The organism is Microbacterium sp. 16-032, assembly GCF_041079455.1.
Taxonomy (GTDB): domain Bacteria; phylum Actinomycetota; class Actinomycetes; order Actinomycetales; family Microbacteriaceae; genus Microbacterium; species Microbacterium testaceum_A.
Genome location: NZ_JBFYGQ010000004.1, coordinates 441,449 through 461,921 on the forward strand (window position 1 = coordinate 441,449; position 20,473 = coordinate 461,921).

General features: G+C 70.9%; 15 protein-coding genes. 9 read left to right on the forward strand and 6 right to left on the reverse strand.

Going from position 1 to position 20,473, the window contains the following annotated elements:
- Positions 1 to 27: 27 nt before the first annotated feature.
- The 5 genes from mmsA to AB6V31_RS11015 all read left to right on the forward strand — a co-directional run bounded on the left by mmsA (position 28) and on the right by AB6V31_RS11015 (position 5,822).
- Positions 28 to 1,554 (forward strand): multiple monosaccharide ABC transporter ATP-binding protein, encoded by a 1,527-nt coding sequence (gene mmsA / locus AB6V31_RS10995; RefSeq protein ID WP_369365724.1) that lies wholly within the window; start codon positions 28 to 30, stop codon positions 1,552 to 1,554.
- Positions 1,541 to 2,806 (forward strand): multiple monosaccharide ABC transporter permease, encoded by a 1,266-nt coding sequence (mmsB, locus tag AB6V31_RS11000; protein WP_235556977.1) that lies wholly within the window; start codon positions 1,541 to 1,543, stop codon positions 2,804 to 2,806. The genes mmsA and mmsB overlap by 14 nt, the downstream gene beginning before the upstream one ends.
- A 213-nt stretch (positions 2,807 to 3,019) precedes the next feature.
- A complete protein-coding gene (locus AB6V31_RS11005) occupies positions 3,020 to 4,348 on the forward strand; it encodes a histidine kinase (protein ID WP_081349880.1) in 1,329 nt (442 codons plus the stop codon).
- The gene (locus tag AB6V31_RS11010) at positions 4,336 to 5,001 is read left to right on the forward strand and encodes a LuxR C-terminal-related transcriptional regulator (RefSeq protein WP_369365651.1); all 666 of its coding nucleotides are present in this window, start codon (positions 4,336 to 4,338) and stop codon (positions 4,999 to 5,001) included. Before AB6V31_RS11005 ends, AB6V31_RS11010 begins: the two co-directional genes overlap by 13 nt.
- Positions 4,998 to 5,822, forward strand: a complete 825-nt coding sequence (locus AB6V31_RS11015) for a hypothetical protein (protein ID WP_369365652.1) — start codon at positions 4,998 to 5,000, stop codon at positions 5,820 to 5,822. Before AB6V31_RS11010 ends, AB6V31_RS11015 begins: the two co-directional genes overlap by 4 nt.
- Positions 5,823 to 5,837: 15 nt before the next feature.
- Here the strand turns inward: AB6V31_RS11015 and AB6V31_RS11020 are convergent, their stop codons facing one another.
- Positions 5,838 to 6,725: a DMT family transporter gene (locus AB6V31_RS11020; protein WP_369365654.1), complete on the reverse strand. Its 888-nt coding sequence runs from the start codon at positions 6,723 to 6,725 to the stop codon at positions 5,838 to 5,840.
- A 39-nt stretch (positions 6,726 to 6,764) separates the two neighbouring features.
- On the opposite strand from AB6V31_RS11020, the gene AB6V31_RS11025 reads away from it, so the two are divergent.
- Positions 6,765 to 7,256 carry a MarR family winged helix-turn-helix transcriptional regulator gene (locus AB6V31_RS11025; protein WP_369365655.1) on the forward strand — a complete coding sequence of 164 codons (492 nt, stop codon included), beginning with the start codon at positions 6,765 to 6,767 and terminating at the stop codon, positions 7,254 to 7,256.
- Between the two features lie 63 nt (positions 7,257 to 7,319).
- Here the strand turns inward: AB6V31_RS11025 and AB6V31_RS11030 are convergent, their stop codons facing one another.
- From AB6V31_RS11030 to AB6V31_RS11040, 3 genes are all read right to left on the reverse strand, one after another.
- A complete protein-coding gene (locus tag AB6V31_RS11030; protein ID WP_369365656.1) occupies positions 7,320 to 11,633 on the reverse strand; it encodes a DUF3418 domain-containing protein in 4,314 nt (1,437 codons plus the stop codon).
- Positions 11,634 to 11,791: 158 nt separating this feature from the next.
- Positions 11,792 to 12,943 (reverse strand): glycoside hydrolase family 3 N-terminal domain-containing protein, encoded by a 1,152-nt coding sequence (locus AB6V31_RS11035; protein ID WP_369365660.1) that lies wholly within the window; start codon positions 12,941 to 12,943, stop codon positions 11,792 to 11,794.
- Between the two features lie 64 nt (positions 12,944 to 13,007).
- Entirely contained in the window at positions 13,008 to 14,261 is a 1,254-nt protein-coding gene (locus AB6V31_RS11040; RefSeq protein ID WP_369365661.1) for an LCP family protein, read from the reverse strand.
- Between the two features lie 104 nt (positions 14,262 to 14,365).
- On the opposite strand from AB6V31_RS11040, the gene AB6V31_RS11045 reads away from it, so the two are divergent.
- Both AB6V31_RS11045 and AB6V31_RS11050 read left to right on the forward strand, forming a co-directional pair.
- Positions 14,366 to 15,202 carry an aldo/keto reductase gene (locus AB6V31_RS11045; RefSeq protein WP_369365663.1) on the forward strand — a complete coding sequence of 279 codons (837 nt, stop codon included), beginning with the start codon at positions 14,366 to 14,368 and terminating at the stop codon, positions 15,200 to 15,202.
- 19 nt (positions 15,203 to 15,221) lie between these two features.
- Complete coding sequence (locus AB6V31_RS11050; protein WP_369365664.1) at positions 15,222 to 17,039, forward strand: thioredoxin domain-containing protein; 1,818 nt, start codon at positions 15,222 to 15,224, stop codon at positions 17,037 to 17,039.
- A gap of 6 nt (positions 17,040 to 17,045) precedes the next feature.
- Here AB6V31_RS11050 and AB6V31_RS11055 read toward each other — a convergent pair whose 3' ends face one another.
- Together AB6V31_RS11055 and AB6V31_RS11060 are read right to left on the reverse strand one after the other, a co-directional pair.
- A complete protein-coding gene (locus AB6V31_RS11055) occupies positions 17,046 to 17,807 on the reverse strand; it encodes an AAA family ATPase (protein WP_268104310.1) in 762 nt (253 codons plus the stop codon).
- A 106-nt stretch (positions 17,808 to 17,913) separates the two neighbouring features.
- Positions 17,914 to 19,485: a dolichyl-phosphate-mannose--protein mannosyltransferase gene (locus AB6V31_RS11060; RefSeq protein ID WP_369365666.1), complete on the reverse strand. Its 1,572-nt coding sequence runs from the start codon at positions 19,483 to 19,485 to the stop codon at positions 17,914 to 17,916.
- Positions 19,486 to 19,508: 23 nt separating this feature from the next.
- On the opposite strand from AB6V31_RS11060, the gene rsmI reads away from it, so the two are divergent.
- Positions 19,509 to 20,327 carry a 16S rRNA (cytidine(1402)-2'-O)-methyltransferase gene (rsmI, locus tag AB6V31_RS11065; protein WP_369365668.1) on the forward strand — a complete coding sequence of 273 codons (819 nt, stop codon included), beginning with the start codon at positions 19,509 to 19,511 and terminating at the stop codon, positions 20,325 to 20,327.
- The last annotated feature ends 146 nt before the right edge of the window (positions 20,328 to 20,473 follow it).

Here is a 20,473-nt window from a genome sequence, read left to right on the forward strand (position 1 = left end):
GAGGACCTCGTGAGCACCATCCTCGAGATGCGCTCGATCACCAAGGAGTTCCCCGGCGTCATCGCGCTCGCCGACGTGTCACTGACCGTCGAGCGCGGGACGGTTCACGCCATCTGCGGCGAGAACGGCGCCGGCAAGTCCACCCTCATGAAGGTGCTCAGCGGTGTGTATCCCGCGGGCGACTACCGCGGCGAGATCGTCTTCGACGGCAACACCGTCGAGTTCAAGGACATCCGCGACAGCGAATCGGCCGGCATCGTCATCATCCACCAGGAGCTCGCCCTGAGCCCCTACCTCTCGATCGCCGAGAACATCTTCCTCGGCAACGAGATCACGCACCGCGGTCTCATCGACTGGGATGCCACGAACCGCGAAGCGGCCAAGCTCCTCGCCCGCGTGGGCCTGGGCGACAGCCCCGACGTTCCCGTCAACGAGATCGGCGTCGGCAAGCAGCAGCTCGTCGAGATCGCCAAGGCGCTGTCGAAGGACGTCAAGCTCCTCATCCTCGATGAGCCGACCGCGGCGCTCAACGACGACGACTCCGAGCACCTGCTGGATCTGATCCGCCACCTGCGCGGCCAGAACATCACGTGCATCATCATCAGCCACAAGCTCAACGAGATCCGCGCGATCGCCGACGAGGTCACGATCATCCGTGACGGTCGCACGATCGAGACGCTCGATGTGGCCACGGGCGGCACCAGCGAAGACCGCATCATCCGCGGAATGGTGGGCCGCGAGCTCGAGAACCGCTACCCCGACCGCGACGTCGAGATCGGCGACGAGGTCCTGCGCATCGAGGATTGGAACGTCAGCCACCCCACCGACGCGAACCGCACCGTCATCCACCAGGCCAACCTGAACGTGCGCGCGGGCGAGGTCGTCGGCATCGCCGGCCTGATGGGCGCCGGACGCACCGAGCTCGCGATGAGCGTGTTCGGCAAGAGCTTCGGCTCGAAGATCTCGGGCAACGTCTACATCCGTGGTCAGAAGGCCGACACCTCGACGGTGCCCGCCGCGATCCGTAGCGGTCTCGCCTACGTGACCGAGGACCGCAAGGGCGCCGGTCTCAACCTGATCGACACGATCAAGCGCAACATCTCGCTCGCCGGGATGCGCAAGCTCGTCAAGGGCGGTTGGGTCGACGGCGACGAGGAGTACCTGGTCGCCAACCGCTACCGCAAGTCGATGAACATCAAGGCGCCCAGCGTCGATGTCGTCGTCGGCAAGCTGTCGGGCGGCAACCAGCAGAAGGTCGTGCTGTCGCAGTGGCTGTACTCCGACCCGGAGGTGCTCATCCTCGACGAGCCGACCCGCGGCATCGACGTCGGCGCCAAGTACGAGATCTACACGATCATCAACTCCCTCGCGGCGCAGGGGAAGGGGGTGCTGGTCATCTCTTCGGAGCTGCCCGAGCTCCTCGGCATCTGCGACCGCATCTACACCCTCAGCGAAGGCCACATCACCGGCCAGCTGCCCATCGAAGAGGCCACTCCCGAGGCACTCATGGTGCTCATGACGAAGGAAAAGGAAGCCGACCATGTCAGCGCTTGACAACACCGTGACCCCACAGGGTCCCGCCACGCCGAAGGGCCCCGTCGGCGGCGCCGCCGGCAGCGGTGCCGGCGGCATCGTGCAGTTCTTCACGTCGCGCCTGCGCGAGATCGGCATCTTCATCGCGTTGATCGTGATCGTGCTGCTCTTCCAGGCGTTGACCGGCGGGCGTCTGCTCACCGCGGGCAACGTGTCGAACATCATCGTCCAGAACAGCTACATCCTGATCCTCGCGATCGGCATGGTGATGATCATCATCGCCGGCCACATCGACCTGTCGGTCGGATCGGTCGCCGCCTTCGTCGGTGCCGTCTCGGGTGTGCTCATCGTGCAGTGGGGCCTGCCCTGGTGGCTCGGCATCGCCCTCTCGCTGCTCCTCGGTGCCGTGGTCGGCATGTGGCAGGGCTTCTGGGTCGCCTACATCGGCATCCCCGCGTTCATCGTGACCCTCGCGGGCATGCTCCTCTTCCGCGGTCTGACGCAGATGACCCTGGGCAACACGCAGATCACGCCGTTCCCGACCGAGTACCGCGCGCTCGGTGGCGGATACCTGTTCCCCGACCTGTTCCCGGCGGCAACCTCGCCCGCCGAGTGGATCACGGTCGCCCTCGGCGCCCTGACGCTCGTCCTCTTCGTCGTGTCGCAGGTTCGCCAGCGCGCGAAGCGCGCCGCGCTCGAGCTGCAGAACGAGCCGCAGGTGGCGTTCCTGGTCAAGGTCATCGGTGGCGGCGCGCTGATCGCCTACCTCACCTACCTGCTCGGTGTGGCTCCCGGATCGCGCGGCACGCCCATCGTGCTCGTCGTCCTGGCGCTTCTCATCATCGGCTACTCGACGGTCATGAGCCGCAGCGTCTTCGGCCGCCACATCTACGCCCTCGGCGGCAACCGCACCGCCGCGAAGCTCTCGGGTATCAACACCCGTCGCGTGGACTTCATGCTCTTCGTGAACATGGGTGTCCTCGCGGCTCTCGCCGGCATCGTCTTCACGGGTCGCCTGAACTCGGCCGGCCCGGGTGCCGGTAACCTCTTCGAGCTCGACGCGATCGCCGCCTCGTTCATCGGTGGAGCGGCCGTCCAGGGTGGTGTCGGCCGCGTGGTCGGCGCGATCGCCGGTGGTCTGGTCATGGGTGTGCTCAACAACGGCATGTCGCTGATGGGCATCTCGACCGACGTGCAGCAGTTCATCAAGGGCCTCGTGCTCCTGCTGGCCGTGGCCTTCGACGTGTGGAACAAGAACCGCACGCGCGGTTGATCCACGCTCTTTCGTCGAACGCCCCGTCGCCTCGTGCGGCGGGGCGTTCGTTCGTGCGCGGCCGCTGCCCGCGCGAGGGGTCGTTTCGTGTCGCCGAGGATCGCCCTCGGCGACCGGAACCGACCCTTCACGCGGATCTTTCGGGATAACCCGAAAGCGCGCGGGGGCTGACCGGGCGGCGCCGGCGCGGGGCCCACCCCTAGCGTGGAACCCATGACCACGGCATCCGTTCTTCCGCCTCCTCCGCCGACGCCCGCGCCCGTCGCCGGCGCTCCCGTTCCGAGGGTGGACCAGCCCCTCGCGCCGCGGGTGCGCATCGCCTCGCCCGGTCGCATCGCCGGTGCGGTGGTGCATCTCGCCGCGCTCGGCGTCATCGGCCCCGGCATCCTGGGAACCCTGTTCGGGCTCTTCGGCGCCGGCGTGGGGCTGCTCGCCGCCCTCTTCATCGGGGTGATCGCCCTGGTCGCCCTCGTCTACGCGCTCTTCGCGATCGCATGGTTCGAACGCGCGCGTCTCGACGGCCTCTACCGCCTGGGTCTGCCGCCCCTGCGTCCCCGCCACAGCCCGCGCACCGGGTTCACCGGCGTCGCGCACACCATCTGGTTGCAGGCCATCGATCCGGGTCAGTGGCGGGCGGTGGCATCGTTCACCATCGCGACGATCCTGGGTCTCGCCACGCTCGGCGTCGCCGGGCTCACCTCGTGGGGGCTGGGTCTGATGATCAGCCCGATCTTCGGGTGGTCCCACCCGCGTCTGCTCGGTTTCGTGCCCCTGCAGGGCGTGGCAGCTCCCCTCGTGGGTCTGCTCGTCTTCGTCGCCTCGCTCGCGGCGATCGTGGGCCTAGCGGTGCTCCACGGGGTCATCTCGCGCGCGATCCTCGTCCCCTCCCGCGAGGCGCAGCTGGAAGAGCAGGCCCGCACCTCCGACACACGCCGCGCCGGGGCCGTCCGGGCGGCCGAGGTTGAACGCACCCGTATCGAGCGCGACCTGCACGACGGAGTCCAGCCGCGGCTCGTCTCGATCGGCATGACGCTGGGCCTGGCGCAGACCAAGATCGACGACGATCCCGAGGCCGCGAAGGCCCTCGTCGCCGAGGCGCACGCCTCGACCAAATCGGCCATCACCGAGCTGCGGCAGCTGGCTCGCGGCATCCATGCCTCGGTCCTCGACGATCGGGGACTCGATGCCGCTCTCTCGGCGCTCGCGTCACGATCTCACATCCCGGTGACACTCGATGTGCGAGTGCCGCGGCGGTGCTCGCGTCCGGCCGAGGCGGCGGTGTACTTCGTGATCGCCGAGGCGCTGACGAACGCGGCGAAGCACTCCCGGGCGACCGGATGCCGTGTCCACGTTCGACTGCGCGATGACGGGACCCTGTGGGCCCGGGTCGAGGACGACGGCCTCGGCGGGGCGCGGATCGTGCCCGGTGGCGGCCTCGACGGCATCGTCAACCGGGTCACCGCGGCCGGCGGCACCGCCCGCATCGACAGCCCGCAGGGCGGACCGACCACGGTGGAGGTGAGCGTCCCGTGCGCATCCTGATCTGCGAGGACTCGGTCCTCCTGCGCGAGGGGCTTGTGCGCCTGCTCGCGGACGACGGCCACGAGGTGGTCGCGGCGCTGCCCGATGCCGAGGGCCTCGAGGCCGCGGCCGCGGAGACCACCCCCGACCTGTGCATCCTCGACGTACGTCTGCCGCCGACCTGGACCGACGAGGGCATCCGTGCTGCGATCGCGCTGAGGTCCCGGCATCCCGGTCTCTCGGTCCTCGTCCTGTCGCAGTACGTCGAGGAGCAGTACGCGAGCGACCTGATCGCCGACGGGCAGGGCTCGCTCGGTTACCTCCTCAAGGACCGGGTCGCCGACGTGCGCGACTTCCTCGACACGGTGGCCCGGATCGCCGGGGGAGCGACCGTGCTCGACCCCGAGGTCGTCGGCCAGCTGCTGGCGCGGCGCCGCCGCGACGAGCGGCTGCAGAGCCTCACCGAGCGCGAACGCTCCGTGCTCTCGCTGATCGCCGAGGGGCGCTCGAATCAGGCGATCGCCCAGGCGCTGTTCGTCTCGGAGGCCAGCGTCGAGAAGTACATCACCGCCATCTTCACCAAGCTCGGACTCGAGCAGGACGAGACCGGCAACCGCCGCGTCATCGCCGCCCTCGTGCACCTGGGCCACGACCACACCGGAGCCACCTCATGACCTCGCCGACCCCTCTCACGCCGCCGACCGCGCCCTCTCGTCACGGGGTTCCCTTCTTCGTCTCGCTCGCCACGATCGTCGTCGGGGCATGCGTGCTCGCGGGCACGGTCATCGGGACGGGCGTGACCGCGGCCGCGACGCTGCGCGACAGCGGGTCGGGGTACGCGATGAGCGAGACCGCGACCGACGGACTCACCGATCTCGACGTCGATGTGGCGGGCGGTTCGCTCACCATCGCGTACGGCGACGTCTCGGAGGCGCAGCTCGACGTCGGGAGCGGGGCGGACGGGTGGACGTTCGAACGGAAGGGCAGCACCCTGCGGGTGAGCTCTCCGCAGACCAACTTCGTCGGCTGGTCGAACGGCGCCGGATCCGCCACCCTGGTGCTGCCCCGGGCCTCCGCCACGACGAACCTCGACGCGCGGATCCAGGTCGCCGGCGGCGCCCTGTCGGTCGACGCCGACTTCGGGTCGTTGAACGTGCAACTCGCGGGAGGTGACGTGGATCTCGCCGGAGACGTCCGCACCCTCGACGTGTCGGTCTCGGGCGGGTCGGCGTCGGGGACCCTCACGGGGGTGGGGGACGCGACCTTCGAGGTCGCCGGCGGCAGCCTCGCCTCGACGCTGGCGGGAGACGCCCCCGCGCGCACCAGGATCACGGTCACCGCCGGCTCCGCCGACATCACCCTGCCCGACGAGGAGTACAACGTCACCACCGACAGCGGTCTCGGTCGGATCGACAACCGCCTGCGCACCTCGTCGTCGGCGACGGCGGTCGTGGACGTCGAAGCGTCTCTGGGGCAGGTGTCGCTGCAGTCGTGACGCCCGCGCGAGGGGTCAGGATCTGTCGCCGACGGACCGTCCGGGCGACAGACTCCGACCCCTCGCGCCGCTCGTGACGGCGATCGCCGCGAGCACCAGCACGATGCCCCCCACCTGCGGCACAGCGAGCGACTCGCCGCCCACCGCCACCCCGAGCAGTACCCCGGTCACGGGGTTCAGCAATCCGATGAGCCCCACGGTGCCCGCGGGCAGGTGACGCAGTCCGGTGAACCAGCACACGAACGCCAGTGCCGTCGCGATGACCGCGATGCCGACGTAGGCCAGCAGGCCCGCGGCATCCACTCGGGGTGGTCGGCCCTCGACCATCGCCGCCACCGCGACCAGGGCGACACCCCCGGCGGTCAGCTGCCACGAGGTGGTCGCGAGCAGGGGCGTCTCGTCCCTCCAGCGGGTGGTGAGGATCGCTCCCAGCGACGACGCCAGCAGTGCGATCACGGATGCCACGACCCCCGCGACCGGGATCGTTCCGGTGCCGAGCCCCACCACCGACAGCACGCCGACGAGACCCAGGAGCGCGCCGACGGCCCATCGCGCCGTGGGCCGTTGCGAGAGCAGGGGCCAGGCGAGCCCCGCGAGAGCCAGGGGGGCCAGCGCCATGATCGACGCGGCGATCGAGGACGGCAGCAATTGCGCCGCGATGTAGACGAGCACGAAGAAGGCGCCGAAGTTCAGCAGACCGAGAACGGGCGCCTTCCACCACCAATCGCCGCGCGGACGACGGCGCGCGAGCGCCCAGAGTAACAGGCCGGCGGGGAGGGCCCGCAGTGCGGCTCCCCACAGCGGAGCGTCGGCGGGCAGCAGGTGTCGGGTCACCACGTAGGTCGCGCCCCAGGCCACGGGAGCGACGGCGGTGATCGCGACGAGACGCCACTTATCTTCCATGGAAGACAGTCTAGCTTCCGTGGAAGATAGAATGGGGAAATGGATGCCGACCACGTCGACGAGATCGTCCAGCACTGGGCCGCCGAACGCCCCGACGTCGACGCCTCACCCATGCAGGTCATCGGTCGGCTGAGCCGTATCGCCGCTCACCTCGACGCGGAGTTGCTCGAGGTCTTCCGCCGGTTCGGCCTGGGCGAGGGGGAGTTCGACATCCTCGCGACCCTCCGCCGCGGCGGCGAGCCGTTCGCGCGCACGCCGGGTGAGCTGGCGCGTCACACGATGGTGACCACGGGCGCGGTGACGAAACGCGTCGACCGGCTCGTGACATCCGGTCTCGTGTCCCGGAGCGCCAGCGACGACGACGGGCGCGGACGCGTGATCTCGCTCACCGCGAAAGGCCGCCGGGTCATCGACGAGGCCGTCGTCGCCCACCTGACCAATGAGGAGCGGCTGTTGTCCGGGCTCGACGCCGATCAGCGGCGCACGCTCGAGGCGCTGCTGCGAGAGTGGGGACGGGCGCTCGGCGTCTGACCCCTCGTGCGCCTCGACGGATTCTGTCGCCTCCCGGCCCCGGAAGCGACAGAAGACGGCGGATCAGGCGCTCTTGAGCGCCTTGGCGATACGCTGCGGCGACACGGGCTCTGCCGTGCCGAGGCGCTGAGCGAACAGGCTGACGCGCAGCTCTTCGAGCAGCCAGCGCGTCTGCACGAGGTTCGCCGCCGCATCGGCGGGAAGCGGAACCGCGCCCCCAGCCTCGACGAAGCCCGTGGCCGCGCGCTCGTACTCGGTCATGCGCTGGCGATCGCGACCGGGGTTGTCGGACAGCGTCCTCACCCGCTCCAGCGCTCCGGCGAGATAGCGCGGGAGGTGCTGCAGGCGCGCGAGGCCCGTACGCGAGAGGAATCCCGGGAAGATCAGGCCCTTCACCTGCCCGCGCACGTCGTTCAGCGCGCCCAGCAGTGTGATCGACGAGGCGTCCTTCATCGCGCGGTCGACCTCGCGTTGCGCGAGCAGGATCCTCGCCGCGAGCGACACCGTCTGGAAGGTCCGGTCGACGGATGCCGTGGAGAAGGCGTCGCGCACGCGTTCGAAATCCGCCTTCGTGCGCACGACGCCGCTCGGCGCCTCGCGCAGCAGGACGTCGTCGGCGAGGGCCACGCGCGCATCCTCGATGAGCGCCTTGGCGTTCTGGTACGGCGAGGCAGCCAGCGCGAGCTTCTCGTTCGCGGTGAGGTGGTCGAGCACGTAGGTCGCGGGGGAGGGGACGGCCAGCAGCAGGAGACGCCGGATGCCGGCCCGCGTGTGCCGCGCCGCGTCTTCGGGGGTCGCCTCCACGCGCAGGGCCACGCTGTCGCCCTCATCGACCAGGGCGGGGTAGCCGCGCACGACGCCACCGGCGACGGGGGTGTCGACGACTTCGGTGAGTTCGTCGAGATCCCAGGTCGTCAGTCTTGAGCGCGACGCGAAAGCGGGGGAGGCCTCGGCGACTTTCGCGGCTCTCTGCGCCGGGCGGGCGATCGTCGACTCGACGCTGGACCGGGCCTTGTCGGCGAGACGGCGCTGCAGGGTCGCCAGGTCGCGGTCGCTGCCGATCGCGCGGCCGCGGGCATCCACGGCGCGGAACGACGGCGTGAGGTGGCCGGGAACCCGCTCGAGCTCGAAGTCGGCGGCGCTCACCCGCTGGTTCGCCACGCGCTGCACGAGGGCGGCGAGGGCGTCGACGAGCGTCGTCTTCGGCAGGCCGTTGGCGTGCTCGGGGCCCTTCTCGGCGAGTTCGGCCGAGAATTTCTCCGCCCAGTCGGCGGCGGGCACGACGTTGCGGCGGATCGTCTTCGGCAGCGCGCGCAGCAGAGCGGTGACCAGCTCGTCGCGCATGCCGGGGACCTGCCAGTCGAACCCGTCGGGCCGCAGCTGCGCGAGCAGGGGCAGCGGCACGACCACCGTCACGCCGTCATCGGGGGCTCCCGGCTCGAAGCGGTACGCGAGGTTGAGCGTCTGATCGCCCTGGCGCCAGCGCGCGGGGAAGGCCCGGTCGTCGCCCTGGGCGCGGTCGCCGGTGAGGTCGGACTCGCGCAGGTCGAGCAGGTGCGGGGTGCGGTTCGAAGCGTCTTTCCACCACGTCTCGAACGAGCGCACGTCAGTGACGTCGGCCGGGATGCGGGAGGTGTAGAACGCGAACACGGCTTCGTCACCGATGAGGATGTCGCGGCGACGCTCGCGCTCCTCGATCTTCTCGAGCAGGCGGCGCTGCTCCTGGTTGCGGCGGAGGAACGCGGTGAGGCGCTTGTCGAGCACCGACGGGTCCCACTCGCCCTCGACCAGCGCGTGGCGCACGAACATCTCGCGCGCGAGCGGCCGGTCGAAGCGCGCGAGCTGCACCCGGCGACGCCCGACGAGCTCGACCCCGAAGAGGGTGACCTTCTCGTAGGCGGCGGCGGAGCCGGCATCCTTCGACCAGTGCGGCTCGCTCAGCGAGCGCTTGACCAGGTCGGGGGCGAGATCCTCCGCCCACGCCGGGTCGACGGCGGCGACCGTGCGGGCGAACAGGCGCGAGGTCTCGACGAGCTCGGCGGCCATGACGGCCGAGGGGCGCTTCTTCTTCAGCCCCGAGCCCGGGAAGATCGCGAACCGCGCCCCGCGCGCGCCGATGTACTCGCCCTTAGTGGGGCGGGCATCACCCGGCGCCTTGCGGTCTTTGGCCTGCGCCATGGTTCGGGGATCCAGGATGCCGAGGTGCGACAGCAACCCGGAGAGGATCGCGCGGTGGATCGCGTCGCCGGCGGCGTGCCCCTCGGGGGCGGCGTTCCGGTCGGCGGCTGTCGAACCATGTCCCGATTTTCGCGCTGCATGTCCCGAATTGTGCGGCCTGGAGGGGTCTGAACCAGCCGAAAGTGGGACATGGTTTCTCGAGCGCCCGCCGCGACGGCCTCCGTCGCCGGAGTCCCGCGCGCCGCCGTCGCCCGACCCGCGCTCGCCGCCGTCGCCCGACCCGCGCGCGCCGCCGTCGCCCGACCCACGCGCGCCGCCCTCGCCCGACCCGCGCTCGCCGCCGAGCGATCGGAGCTGCCGGTGCACGTCCATCCACTCGCGCACGCGCACGTAGTTGAGGTGCTCGCTGCGGCACAGGCGCCGGAACGCGCTCGAGCCCAGCTCGGCCTGCTTCTCCTGCAGGTAGTCCCACAGGTTCAGCAGAGAGAGGAAGTCGCTGGTGGGATCGGTGAACCGCGCGTGGAAGCGGTCCGCCTCTTCGCGGCGCTCCTCGGGCCGTTCGCGCACGTCCTGGATCGACATGCCCGACACGATCGCGAGCACCTCGGGCTGCACGTCGTTCCGGCGCGCCTCAATGAGCATGCGGGCGAAGCGCGGGTCGATCGGCAGGCGCGCGATCTCGCGTCCGATCTCGGTGAGGCGGGGGCCGTCCTCGCGCGGACCCCGTCCGCCGCGGTGCCGGGACGGGTCGCCGTCGCCGCGGACGTCGCGCTCGCGTGAGGTGTCGGCACCGCGCATGCCCGCAACGGGCAGCTTCACCGCGCCGAGCTCGACGAGCAGGTCGAACGCCGCCTTCACGCCCCGCGAGTCGGGCGGGGTGAGGAACGGGAAGGCCTGGATGTCGCCGAAGCCGAGCGACAGCATCTGGAGGATGACGGATGCCAGCGAGGTGCGCAGGATCTCGGGCTCGGTGTACTCGGGGCGACGCGTGAAGTCGTCTTCGGAGTAGAGCCGGATCGCGATACCGGGCGAGGTGCGCCCCGCTCGCCCCGAGCGCTGCTGCGCCGACGCCTGCGACACGGCCTCGATCGGCAGGCGCTGGATCTTCGACCGGTTGCTGTAGCGCGAGATGCGGGCGGTTCCGGTGTCGACGACGTACCGGATGCCGGGGACGGTGAGACTCGTCTCGGCGACGTTCGTGGCGAGGATGACGCGGCGACGCACGCCCGCGACGCTCGAGCGCTCGAACACGCGGTGCTGTTCAGCCGCGGACAGGCGCCCGTACAGGGGCAGGACCTCGGTGGGGGAGGTGTCCTTCTGGTACGCCCCGCGGATGGCATCCGCCGCATCGCGGATCTCGGCCTCTCCGGGGAAGAAGACGAGCACGTCGCCCGGGGCCTCGCGATCGAGCTCGCGGAGGGCCGCGACGACGGCTCCGACCTCGTCCCCGTCGTCGTCGGAGCGCCCCGGCTTGGCGGCCGGTCGGGCCGGGCTGCGGGGCTTCTTCGGCTGCGGCGCCGGGGTCCCGGCATCCGGGGTCTCGTCGTCGGCGTCGTCGGAAACCTCATCCGCGCCGTCCACCGGCCGATACCGGATCTCGACCGGATACGTCCGGCCCGACACCTCGATGACCGGCGCCGGGGTCGGCTCGCCGCCCGGCTCGGTGGGAGCCGCCGCGAAGTGCCGCGCGAAGCTCTCGGGGTCGATGGTCGCCGAGGTGACGATGACCTTGAGGTCGGGGCGCTTCGGCAGGATGCGGCGCAGGTAGCCGAGCAGGAAGTCGATGTTGAGCGAGCGCTCGTGCGCCTCGTCGACGATGATCGTGTCGTAGCGGCGCAGCAGTCGGTCGCGGTGGATCTCGTTGAGCAGGATGCCGTCGGTGACCAGCGCCACGCGCGTGTCGGCCGACACCTTGTCGGTGAAGCGCACCTTGTAGCCGACGGTCGAGCCGAGGGGAACCTGCATCTCGTCGGCGATGCGCTCGGCGATCGTGCGCGCGGCGATGCGGCGCGGCTGCGTGTGAGCGATCGAGGTGCGGCCCAGTTCGAGGCAGATCTTGGGCAGCTGCGTGGTCTTGCCCGAGCCGGTGGCCCCGGCGACGATCACGACCTGGTGGTCGCGGATCGCGCGCGCGATCTCGTCCCGCGCGGCGCTGACGGGCAGCTCGGGCGGGTAGACGATGACGGGTTCGACAGACACAGCCTTCCAGCGTATCGCCCACCCATCGCGCGAGTCGCCAATTTCCGTCGCTTGGGGCTGCTCGAAGCGACATTTCCTGGCGACTCGCGCGAGGGGTCACTTCCTGTCGCCTGGCCCGTGCCTGGGCGACATAAAGCGACCGCTCACGGGGGGAGCGCCTACGGCATCGACGCCTTCTGCTCGACGATCCGCCGGGCCGCGGCATCCACCTTCGCGGCGAACGCGGGGTCGCTCTCGGCGCGCGACAGCACCGCCTGGTGCATGTCGGGGTACACCGAGGGGTCGGCCGAGACCAGCAGCAGGTCGACCCCGGCGTCCACGGCGAGGGTGGCGCGATCGGCCGGAGACCAGGGCTGCACCTGGCGCGCCGCCGACAGGTCGTCGACGGTAATCACGCCGTCGAACCCGACGCGGTCGCGCAGCACGTCCACCACCGCGGGTGAGAACGCGGCGGGCGCGCTCGGGTCGATCCGGGCGTAGATCGCGGTCGACATCATGACGATCGCGTCCCCTTGGGGCAGGACGCTCGCGTACACGCCCACGTCTGCGCCGTCGGCGGTGACCGTGTCGTCGGTGACGCCCGTGCGGGTGTCGGTGTTCTCGTCGACGTGCCCCAGGCCCGGGAAGTGCTTGAGCGTGGGCATCACCCCGCCGTCGCGCATCCCGGCGGCGAACGCGCCGACCTTGGCGGCGACAGTGGTCTCGTCGTAGCCGTACTCACGCGCGAGCGCGCCGATCGGAGGATTGGATGCCGCGAACTCCGGGCTCGTGACGATGTCGGCGACGGGAGCGAGGTTCATGTTCACCCCCGATTGCGCGAGTTGCGTGCTCCAGGTCGCGGCGGAGGAACGCAGGGCCGCGTCGGTCTGGGCGGCCTGCTCGACGGCCGAGGGGATGCGGTCGAAGCCCGGACCCTTCAGCACCTGGACGGTGCCGCCCTCCTGGTCGGTGGCGACCCACAGCTGCGGAGCGGCCGCGCCGACGGTGGAGGTGAACTGCCCGATCAGGTCTGCGGTGGCCTGGGTGCCGGCATCCGACCTTCCGTGCAGGAAGATCCCGCCCACGTGATCGTCGCGCACGGCGGCGAGCGTCGTGGGGTTGGCGCCCTCCACCGACGTGCCGACCATGAACATCTGGCCGACCTTGTCCTGCAGGCTCATCCCCGCGAGGGGATCCGGGGTCGCGGTGGGCGTCGGCGTCGGGGACGGAGAGGGGGATGCCGTCGGCGCGGGCGCCGCGGCCGGGGCGCACGCGGTGAGGGTCAGGGCCGCGAGCAGGAGGAGGGTCGTCGAGCGCGTGGCGGTTTTCACTCCTCGATCGTCGCCGATGACTCTGGACGGTCCCCGGGTCTTGACGCTGATCCGCGCGCGGCGATCACCCGTTGCCGGCGGAGCAGGTGGCCTGGTTTGCCTTCGTTCCGCTGACGTTGCTCGGCAGTTCGACGACACCCGGCGCGGCGCTGGAGTCCGTGGCATCCGGTGCGGGGGTGCTCGCCGCGGGGGCGGGCTCGCTCGGCGCGGGGGTCGGGGCCGAGGGGTCGGCGATGACTCCGCCGTTGGCTCCCTCTTCGCCGGTCAGCTGCAGAGGGGCGTTGGTGTCGAGCGCCTCCCACAGGGTTGCGGCCGACGCCTGGTCGGGGATCACGTGGTTGTTGTCCGCGGGGTCGTCGACCACCGGGAACTGCACGAACGTGATGTCGCTGAACGGCACGTCCTTGAGGGTGTAGGCCAGCTGAGCGATGCGGATCGGGTCGGCGAGGCTCTCGCTCGGTTCGATGTTGTTCACCGCGGTGTTGGCGAGCCCGATGAGGGTGCCGGGGTTCGAGAGCACCTCGTCGCTGCGCAGCTTGTTGATCAGCCGCGAGAGGTACTGCTGCTGGTTTCCGATGCGGGCGAGGTCGCTGCCGTCGCCGATGCCCTTGCGTGTGCGCAGGAACGCCAGGGCATCGTAGCCCTTGACGACGCGCGGGCCCGGCTCCCAGTCGATCCCCGCGTCGGGGTCGTCGATGCCGTCGCCGCCGATGCAGACCTCCACGCCGCCGATGGCGTCGGTGATGTTGACGACGTTTCCGAAGCTCACCTTCGCGGCGAACGGGATGCTCTGTCCGCTCAGCTCCGAGACCGTGTCTGCGACGCAGGTCAGTCCGCCGGCTTCGTACGCGGAGTTGATCGGGGCCTTGGACGACGCCGACGAGGTCGAGCCGTCGGCTCCCGTGCACTCCGGGATGCCGATCTGCAGATCGCGGGGGAACGAGACGACGGTGACGCGACGGGGGTTCGTCGAGACGTGCACGAGCATGTTGACGTCGTTGCGGGTGCCCTCGTTGCCCGGGTCGGAGCAGCGCGCGCCGAAAGCCGCCTTCACCTGGTCGTCGCACTCGTCGGTACCGACGACGAGCACCGAGAAGGGTTCGTTGTAGGCGCTCAGCGCGGGCGGTTCGGCGGGGGCGTCCTTGAGGGGAACGGCGGCGTCTTGCAGACGCTGCGACAGCGAGAACGCGTAGAACCCTCCGACCGCCACGGCCGCGACGAGCACGACGGTCACGGCGATGGCGACGAGCTTCGCTCCCCGACGCCAGGCCGAGGAAGGGTCGCGTCGAGCGTGCCGGGTGGGAGGCTGCGGCGTCATTTCGGTAGTCAACCACGCCGGGGTGCGAGAAGGCGGGGGATAAAGGACTCGACCCGCGCGTCAACCCCGAGAACCCTTCGAGACACCGCTCCTAGGCTCTTCTCATGACCGTTCCTTCAGTTCAGCTCAACGACGGAAACTCCATCCCCCAGCTCGGCTACGGCGTGTTCCTCGTGCCCGCCGACGACGCCGAGCGTGCCGTGTCCGAGGCCCTCGAGGTGGGCTACCGCCACATCGACACCGCCGCGATCTACAAGAACGAAGAGGGTGTCGGCCGCGCGATCGCGGCCAGCGGCATCCCTCGTGACGAGCTCTTCGTCACCACCAAGCTCTGGAACGACCGCCACGACGGCGACGAGCCGCTCGCCGCGATCGACGAGAGCCTGCAGAAGCTCCAGCTCGACGCCGTCGACCTCTACCTCATTCACTGGCCCACGCCGAAGAACGACAACTACGTCCACGCGTGGCAGAAGATGATCGAGATCCGCGAGGCCGGCAAGGCCCGCTCGATCGGCGTCTCGAACTTTCTCGTGCCGCACCTCGACCGCATCGTCGCCGAGACCGGTGTGACCCCCGTGGTCGACCAGATCGAGCTGCACCCCGCCCTCAGCCAGCGCGAGATCGCGGCCTGGGGCCAGGAGCACGACATGCACATCGAGTCGTGGGGCCCGCTCGGCCAGGGCAAGTACGACCTGTTCGAGATCCCCGCGGTGAAGGATGCCGCCGAAGCCCACGGCAAGAGCCCCGCTCAGGCCGTGCTGCGCTGGCACATCCAGCACGGGTTCATCGTGTTCCCCAAGTCGGTGCGCCGCGAGCGCCTCGAGGAGAACTTCGACCTGTTCGACTTCGAGCTCACCGCCGACGAGATGGCCGCGATCGACGCGGTCGACCCGGGCGACGGCTCGGGCCGCGTGGGCACGCACCCCGACGACCTCAACTGAGGTCGGCGCACCCGCGCGCATGAACCGCCTCGCGAACGCCTCGAGCCCCTACTTGCGGGCCCACGCCGACAATCCCGTCGCGTGGTTCCCCTGGGGGGCCGAGGCGTTCGCGCTCGCGGCCGAGAGAGACGTCCCCGTGATGGTCTCGATCGGGTACAGCACCTGTCACTGGTGTCATGTGATGGCGCGCGAGTCGTTCCAAGACCCCGAGACCGCTGCCGAACTCAACGCCGGCTTCGTGTCGATCAAAGTCGATCGCGAGGAGCATCCCGACGTCGACGCCGCCTATCTCGACGCGGCATCCGCCTTCACCCCGCACCTCGGGTGGCCCCTGACGGTCTTCGCCTCGCCCGAGGGGCGCGTTTTCTACGCCGGCACCTACTTCCCGCCGGCCCCGCGCCCTCCCCAGCCCTCGTTCCGTCAGGTGCTCGCCGCGGTCCGCGAGGCGTGGACCGAACGCCGGAACGAAGTGGATGCCACGGGCTCCTCCCTCCGCGAGGCTCTGGCCGCCGCCGCCACCGCAGCGGCAGACGCTCCTCCCTCCCTCGAGCAACTCGCCGCCGCGGCGCGGACCGTCGTGGCCCGCGAGGACCGCGAGTACTCCGGCTTCGCCGCCGGGCCCGCGTTCGAGACCCCGAAGTTCCCGAACACTCCCGTTCTGCGCTTCCTGCAGCACCCGGCTCTGACGGCGGATGCTCCGGATGCCGCTGACGTGGCATCCCGCGCCCTCTCCGCCATGGCCCGCTCCGACCTGCACGACCTGGTCGAGGGGGGCTTCTTCCGCTACGCCACCCGCCGCGACTGGAGTGTGCCGCACTACGAGCGCATGCTCACCGACAACGCGGGTCTCGTCGAGGTGGCGCTCGCCGCGGGCGACGACGCCGTCGCCACCGATGCCGCGCGGTTCCTCGTCGACGTGCTGCAGCTGCCCTCGGGCGGAATCGCCGCAGCCCAGGACTCCGAGTCGGTGATCGACGGGGTCCGCACCGAGGGCGGGTACTACCGCGCCTCCGATCGCTCGGGGCTGCAGCCTCCGGCGCTCGACGCGAAGGTCGTCACCGGCTGGAACGGACACGCGATCGCCGCTCTCGCCGCCGCCGGAACCCGCACCGACCCGCGCTTCCTCGAGGCGGCCCGGTGGGCCGCCGACGCCGTGCTCGAGAGCAACGTCGCCGACGACGGAACCCTCCGACGGGCTTCGCTCGACGAGGTCCGCTCCGCAGCCCCGGCGACGCTAGAGGACTACGGCGGTCTTGCTCGGGGCCTCCTGGCGCTCGCTCGCGCGACCGGCGAGGTCGCCTACGCGTCGCGGGCCCGGGCGTTGGTCGATCTGTGCCTCGGCGCAGACGGCATCCATCCTCCGGGCGGCGGCGACCCCGTGCTCGTCGCTCAGGGCATGCAGTCGCACGCCGTGCCCACCGACGGCGCCTCGCCCTCGGGCCCGTCGGTGTTCGCCGCGGCCGCTCTCGACCTCTGGCGCCTCGGGGCGGGGGAGCCGTACCGCACCGCGGCCGAGACGCTCGTGCGCGCCGCCGCCGATGCCGCGCTGGCGTCGCCGCTGGCGCACGGAGCGATCCTCGAGGTCGCCCTCGGCCTGGTGTCGGCCCCGCGCCAGCTTGTCGTGGTGGGCGAGACGGATGCCGAGATCGCCGAGGCCGCGCGGCGCGTCGCCGCCGATGTCGTGGCGGTGGTGTCGCCCGCGCAGGCTCTCGCCTTCGCCGAGGCCGGGTTCACGCTGTTCGAGGGCAAGGTCGCACTCGGCGGCGAGGCGACGGCGTACGACTGCCGCGCCTTCGCCTGCGCGCTGCCGACGACGGATGCGGGGCGGCTGGGCTGAGGGCGGTCACTCCAACAGATGCCGCAGGTACCGCCCCGGCGACTCGAGGAACCCGCGCTGAAGCCGCACCAGCTCCAGGTCTTCCCAGGCGCTCTCGCGGATGCCCCAGTCGCCCAGCTCGAGGATCGTCGCCCCGGGCAACGCGGCCAGCACGGGGGAGTGGGTGGCGCAGATCACCTGGGTGCCGCGGGAGCGCATGCGGTCGAGGGAGGCGAGCCAGCGCAGCGTCGATGAGAACGACAGCGCCGCCTCGGGCTCGTCGAGGCAGGCGAGGCCCGAGACATAGTGCGGGTGGTCGAGCGTCTCGTCGAGCAAGGCGTTGAAGGACTCGCCGTGGCTCATCGTGTGCAGGCTCGGGGCCGGGCCGCCCAGGTCGTCCCTCCAGCTGTAGTAGCCGTGCATCGTCTCGGCCCGCAGGAAGAACCCCCACCGTGGGGCGCGCGGGCTCCGCTCGATGCGCAGCCACTCGCCGAGCGGACTCTCGGTTCGCCGAGTCTCGCCGCCGCCGTTGGTCGAGCCGCCCTCGGCCGGCAGGCCGGCCGCCTCGGCGATGCCCTCGATGAGCGTCGACTTGCCCGACCCGTTCTCTCCGACGAGGAAGGTCACGCCGGGCCCGAACTCCCATCCCTCGCCGCTCGCCACCTCGAGGAACTGCGCGACCGCGGGAACGGTGGCCGGCCACGCGGCGGGGTTCACGGCGGCATCGCTGAACACCTTGACCCGCTGCACCGGCCGCGGATCGTTCAGCCACTCATCCCCGCGGGTCATCGCCCCCACCCGGTGCTCGGTCGGTGGCGAGCAGAGCGGCGGATGCCGAGCCCCCGGCGCGCCGGATGCACTCCACCCGTCCGCTCCCGCCGCCCGCTCATCCGGCTCAGATCCAGGTCGGCAGCCAGTTGTGCAGGCGCCAGAACTCGTACGGGACGGGAAGACCCGCCCACACCGGGTACCAGAACGCCGAGATGACGAGGCAGAGTCCCAGGAACACCAGCACGAGGACCTGCCCGCTCGCTCTCGAGGCGTCCTTCACCCCGCGGGCGACATCGCGCAGCGCGAAGGCGAGGGCGAGCACGAGGAACGGCAGCATCGCCACCGTGTAGAACTGGAAGATCGTGCGCTCGGGGTAGAGCAGCCACGGCACGTAGGTGGCGGCGAGCCCGGTCAGCACGAGAGCGAAGCGCCCGTCGCGGACGACGACGAATCGTACGAGCAGGTAGAGGGATGCCGCGACCCCGGCCCACCAGATGATCGGGTTCGCGATGCTCGAGATGGCCTCGGTGCACCCCGTCGGCAGGGCGCACCCGTTGACCCCGGTCTGGTCCTGGTGCCAGTACATCGAGGTGGGGCGGATGAGCAGCGGCCACTGCCAGGCGGGGCTCGCGTAGCTGTGCGGAGTGACGAGTCCGACGTGGAAGTTGTACATCTCCTGGTGGTACGCCCACAGCTGTCGAAGCGGCTCGGGGATCCACCCCCAGATACCCGTCGCGGCGACCGGGGTGCCGCGCATCCACCCGCCGTTGGTGAACAGCCAACCCGACCAGCTCGCCACGTACACGACGACCGCGACCGGTACGAGCAGCACGAACGATGCGAGCCCCTGGCGGACGGCATCCATCGGCCATTGATCGATCCCCGCGCGGCGACGGGCGAGCGCGTCGGTGATCACGGCGTACAGGCCGACGGCGGCCAGCACGTACAGCCCCGACCACTTCACGGCGGTGGCGGCTCCGGCGGCGGCTCCCGCGGCGACCAACCACGGACGGTTCCACAGCACGGGGCCCCAGGTGTGCCGTTCGCCCGGGAGGGCCGCGATCGCGGCTCGCAGGCGGTCGGCGGTGCGGCGGTGGTCGAGCGCGACGAACCAGAAGGTCAGCACGACGAAGAACGTCAAGAAGATGTCGAGCAGCGAGATGCGGCTCAGGACGATGCCGAGGCCGTCGATCGCGATCAGACCGGATGCCACGGTCGCGAACGGGATCGAGCGGATGAGCGTTTGCGCGAGCAGATACACCAGCAACACGGTCGCGGTGCCGAAGACCGCGGCCGAGATGCGCCAACCGGTCGCGGAGTCGGGGCCCAGCAGCGCCATGCCCGCGCCGATGAGGATACGCCCGAGCGGGGGGTGCACGACGTAGCTGCCGAGGCCGGTGAAGACGTCGGTGTCACCCGCGACGAAGCTGGCGTCGGCGCCGTCGGGCCAGGTCGAGGGGTAACCGAGCACCCACTGGCTCCACGAGTCCTTCACGTAGTAGGTCTCATCGAACACCAGCTGGTGCGGGTTGCCGAGGTCGATCAGCCGCAGCACCGCCGCGACGACGGTGACGAGCAGGGGAGCGAGCCAGCGCCACAGGCGGGATCCGCGGGGGCTCGCGAGCAGGGCGTCGCGCCACCGGTCGATGCGCGTCTGCTCGACGACGGGGAGCAGCGGAGGGACGGCGGTGGTCACGGGCCCCAGCCTAAGGTGGAACGGTGATCATCCTCGCGGCGACCCCCATCGGCAACCTGGGCGACGCCTCGAAGCGTCTGATCGAGGCGCTCGAGAACGCCACGGTCGTCGCGGCCGAAGACACCCGCACCACGCAGCGCCTGCTCGCCGGCCTCGGGGTCGAGAACCGCCCGCGCCTGATCGCCCTGCACGACCACAACGAGAAGGAGCGCGCGGCCGAGCTCGTCGAACTCGCGCGCGAAGACGACCTGCTCGTGCTGAGCGACGCGGGAATGCCCACCGTCAGCGACCCGGGCTTCGGGCTCGTCGCGGCTGCGGCCGCCGCCGGCGTGACCGTCACGGCCATCCCCGGGCCGAGCGCCGTCGTCACCGCGCTCGCGGTCGCCGGGCTCCCCACCGACCGCTTCGCCTTCGAGGGCTTCCCGCGTCGCAAGCCGGGGGAGCGCCGCAAGGCCTTCGCGCAGCTCGCCTCGGAGGAGCGGACCCTCGTCTTCTTCGAGTCGCCCTCGCGCCTGGCATCCACTCTCGAAGATCTCGCGAGCGCGTTCGGCTCCGATCGTCCCGCCGCCGTCTGCCGCGAGCTGACGAAGCTGTACGAAGAGGTCAAGCGCGGCACCCTGGCCGAGCTCGCCGCGTGGGCGGCCGAGGGCGTGCGTGGGGAGATCGCGATCGTCGTCGGCGGCGCCTCGGCGCGCGAGGTGGCGTTCCCGGATGCCGTGACCCAGGTGCTCGAGCTCGTGCGCGGCGGCACGCGGCTCAAAGAGGCCGCCGCGGAGGTGGCGTCGCAGACGGGTCACTCGTCGCGCGAGCTGTACCAGGCCGCGCTCGCCGTGAAGCGCTGAGCGTCTCCGCGCGTCTTCGCGTGAGGGGTCGATATGTGTCGCCTGGCGCGCTTCTCGGCGACACCAACTGACCCCTCACGCGCGAGGAGCGCCGGCGGGCCCGTCACACGGTCGGCCGTGTCGGAGGCTCCCCGTAGAATCTCCAG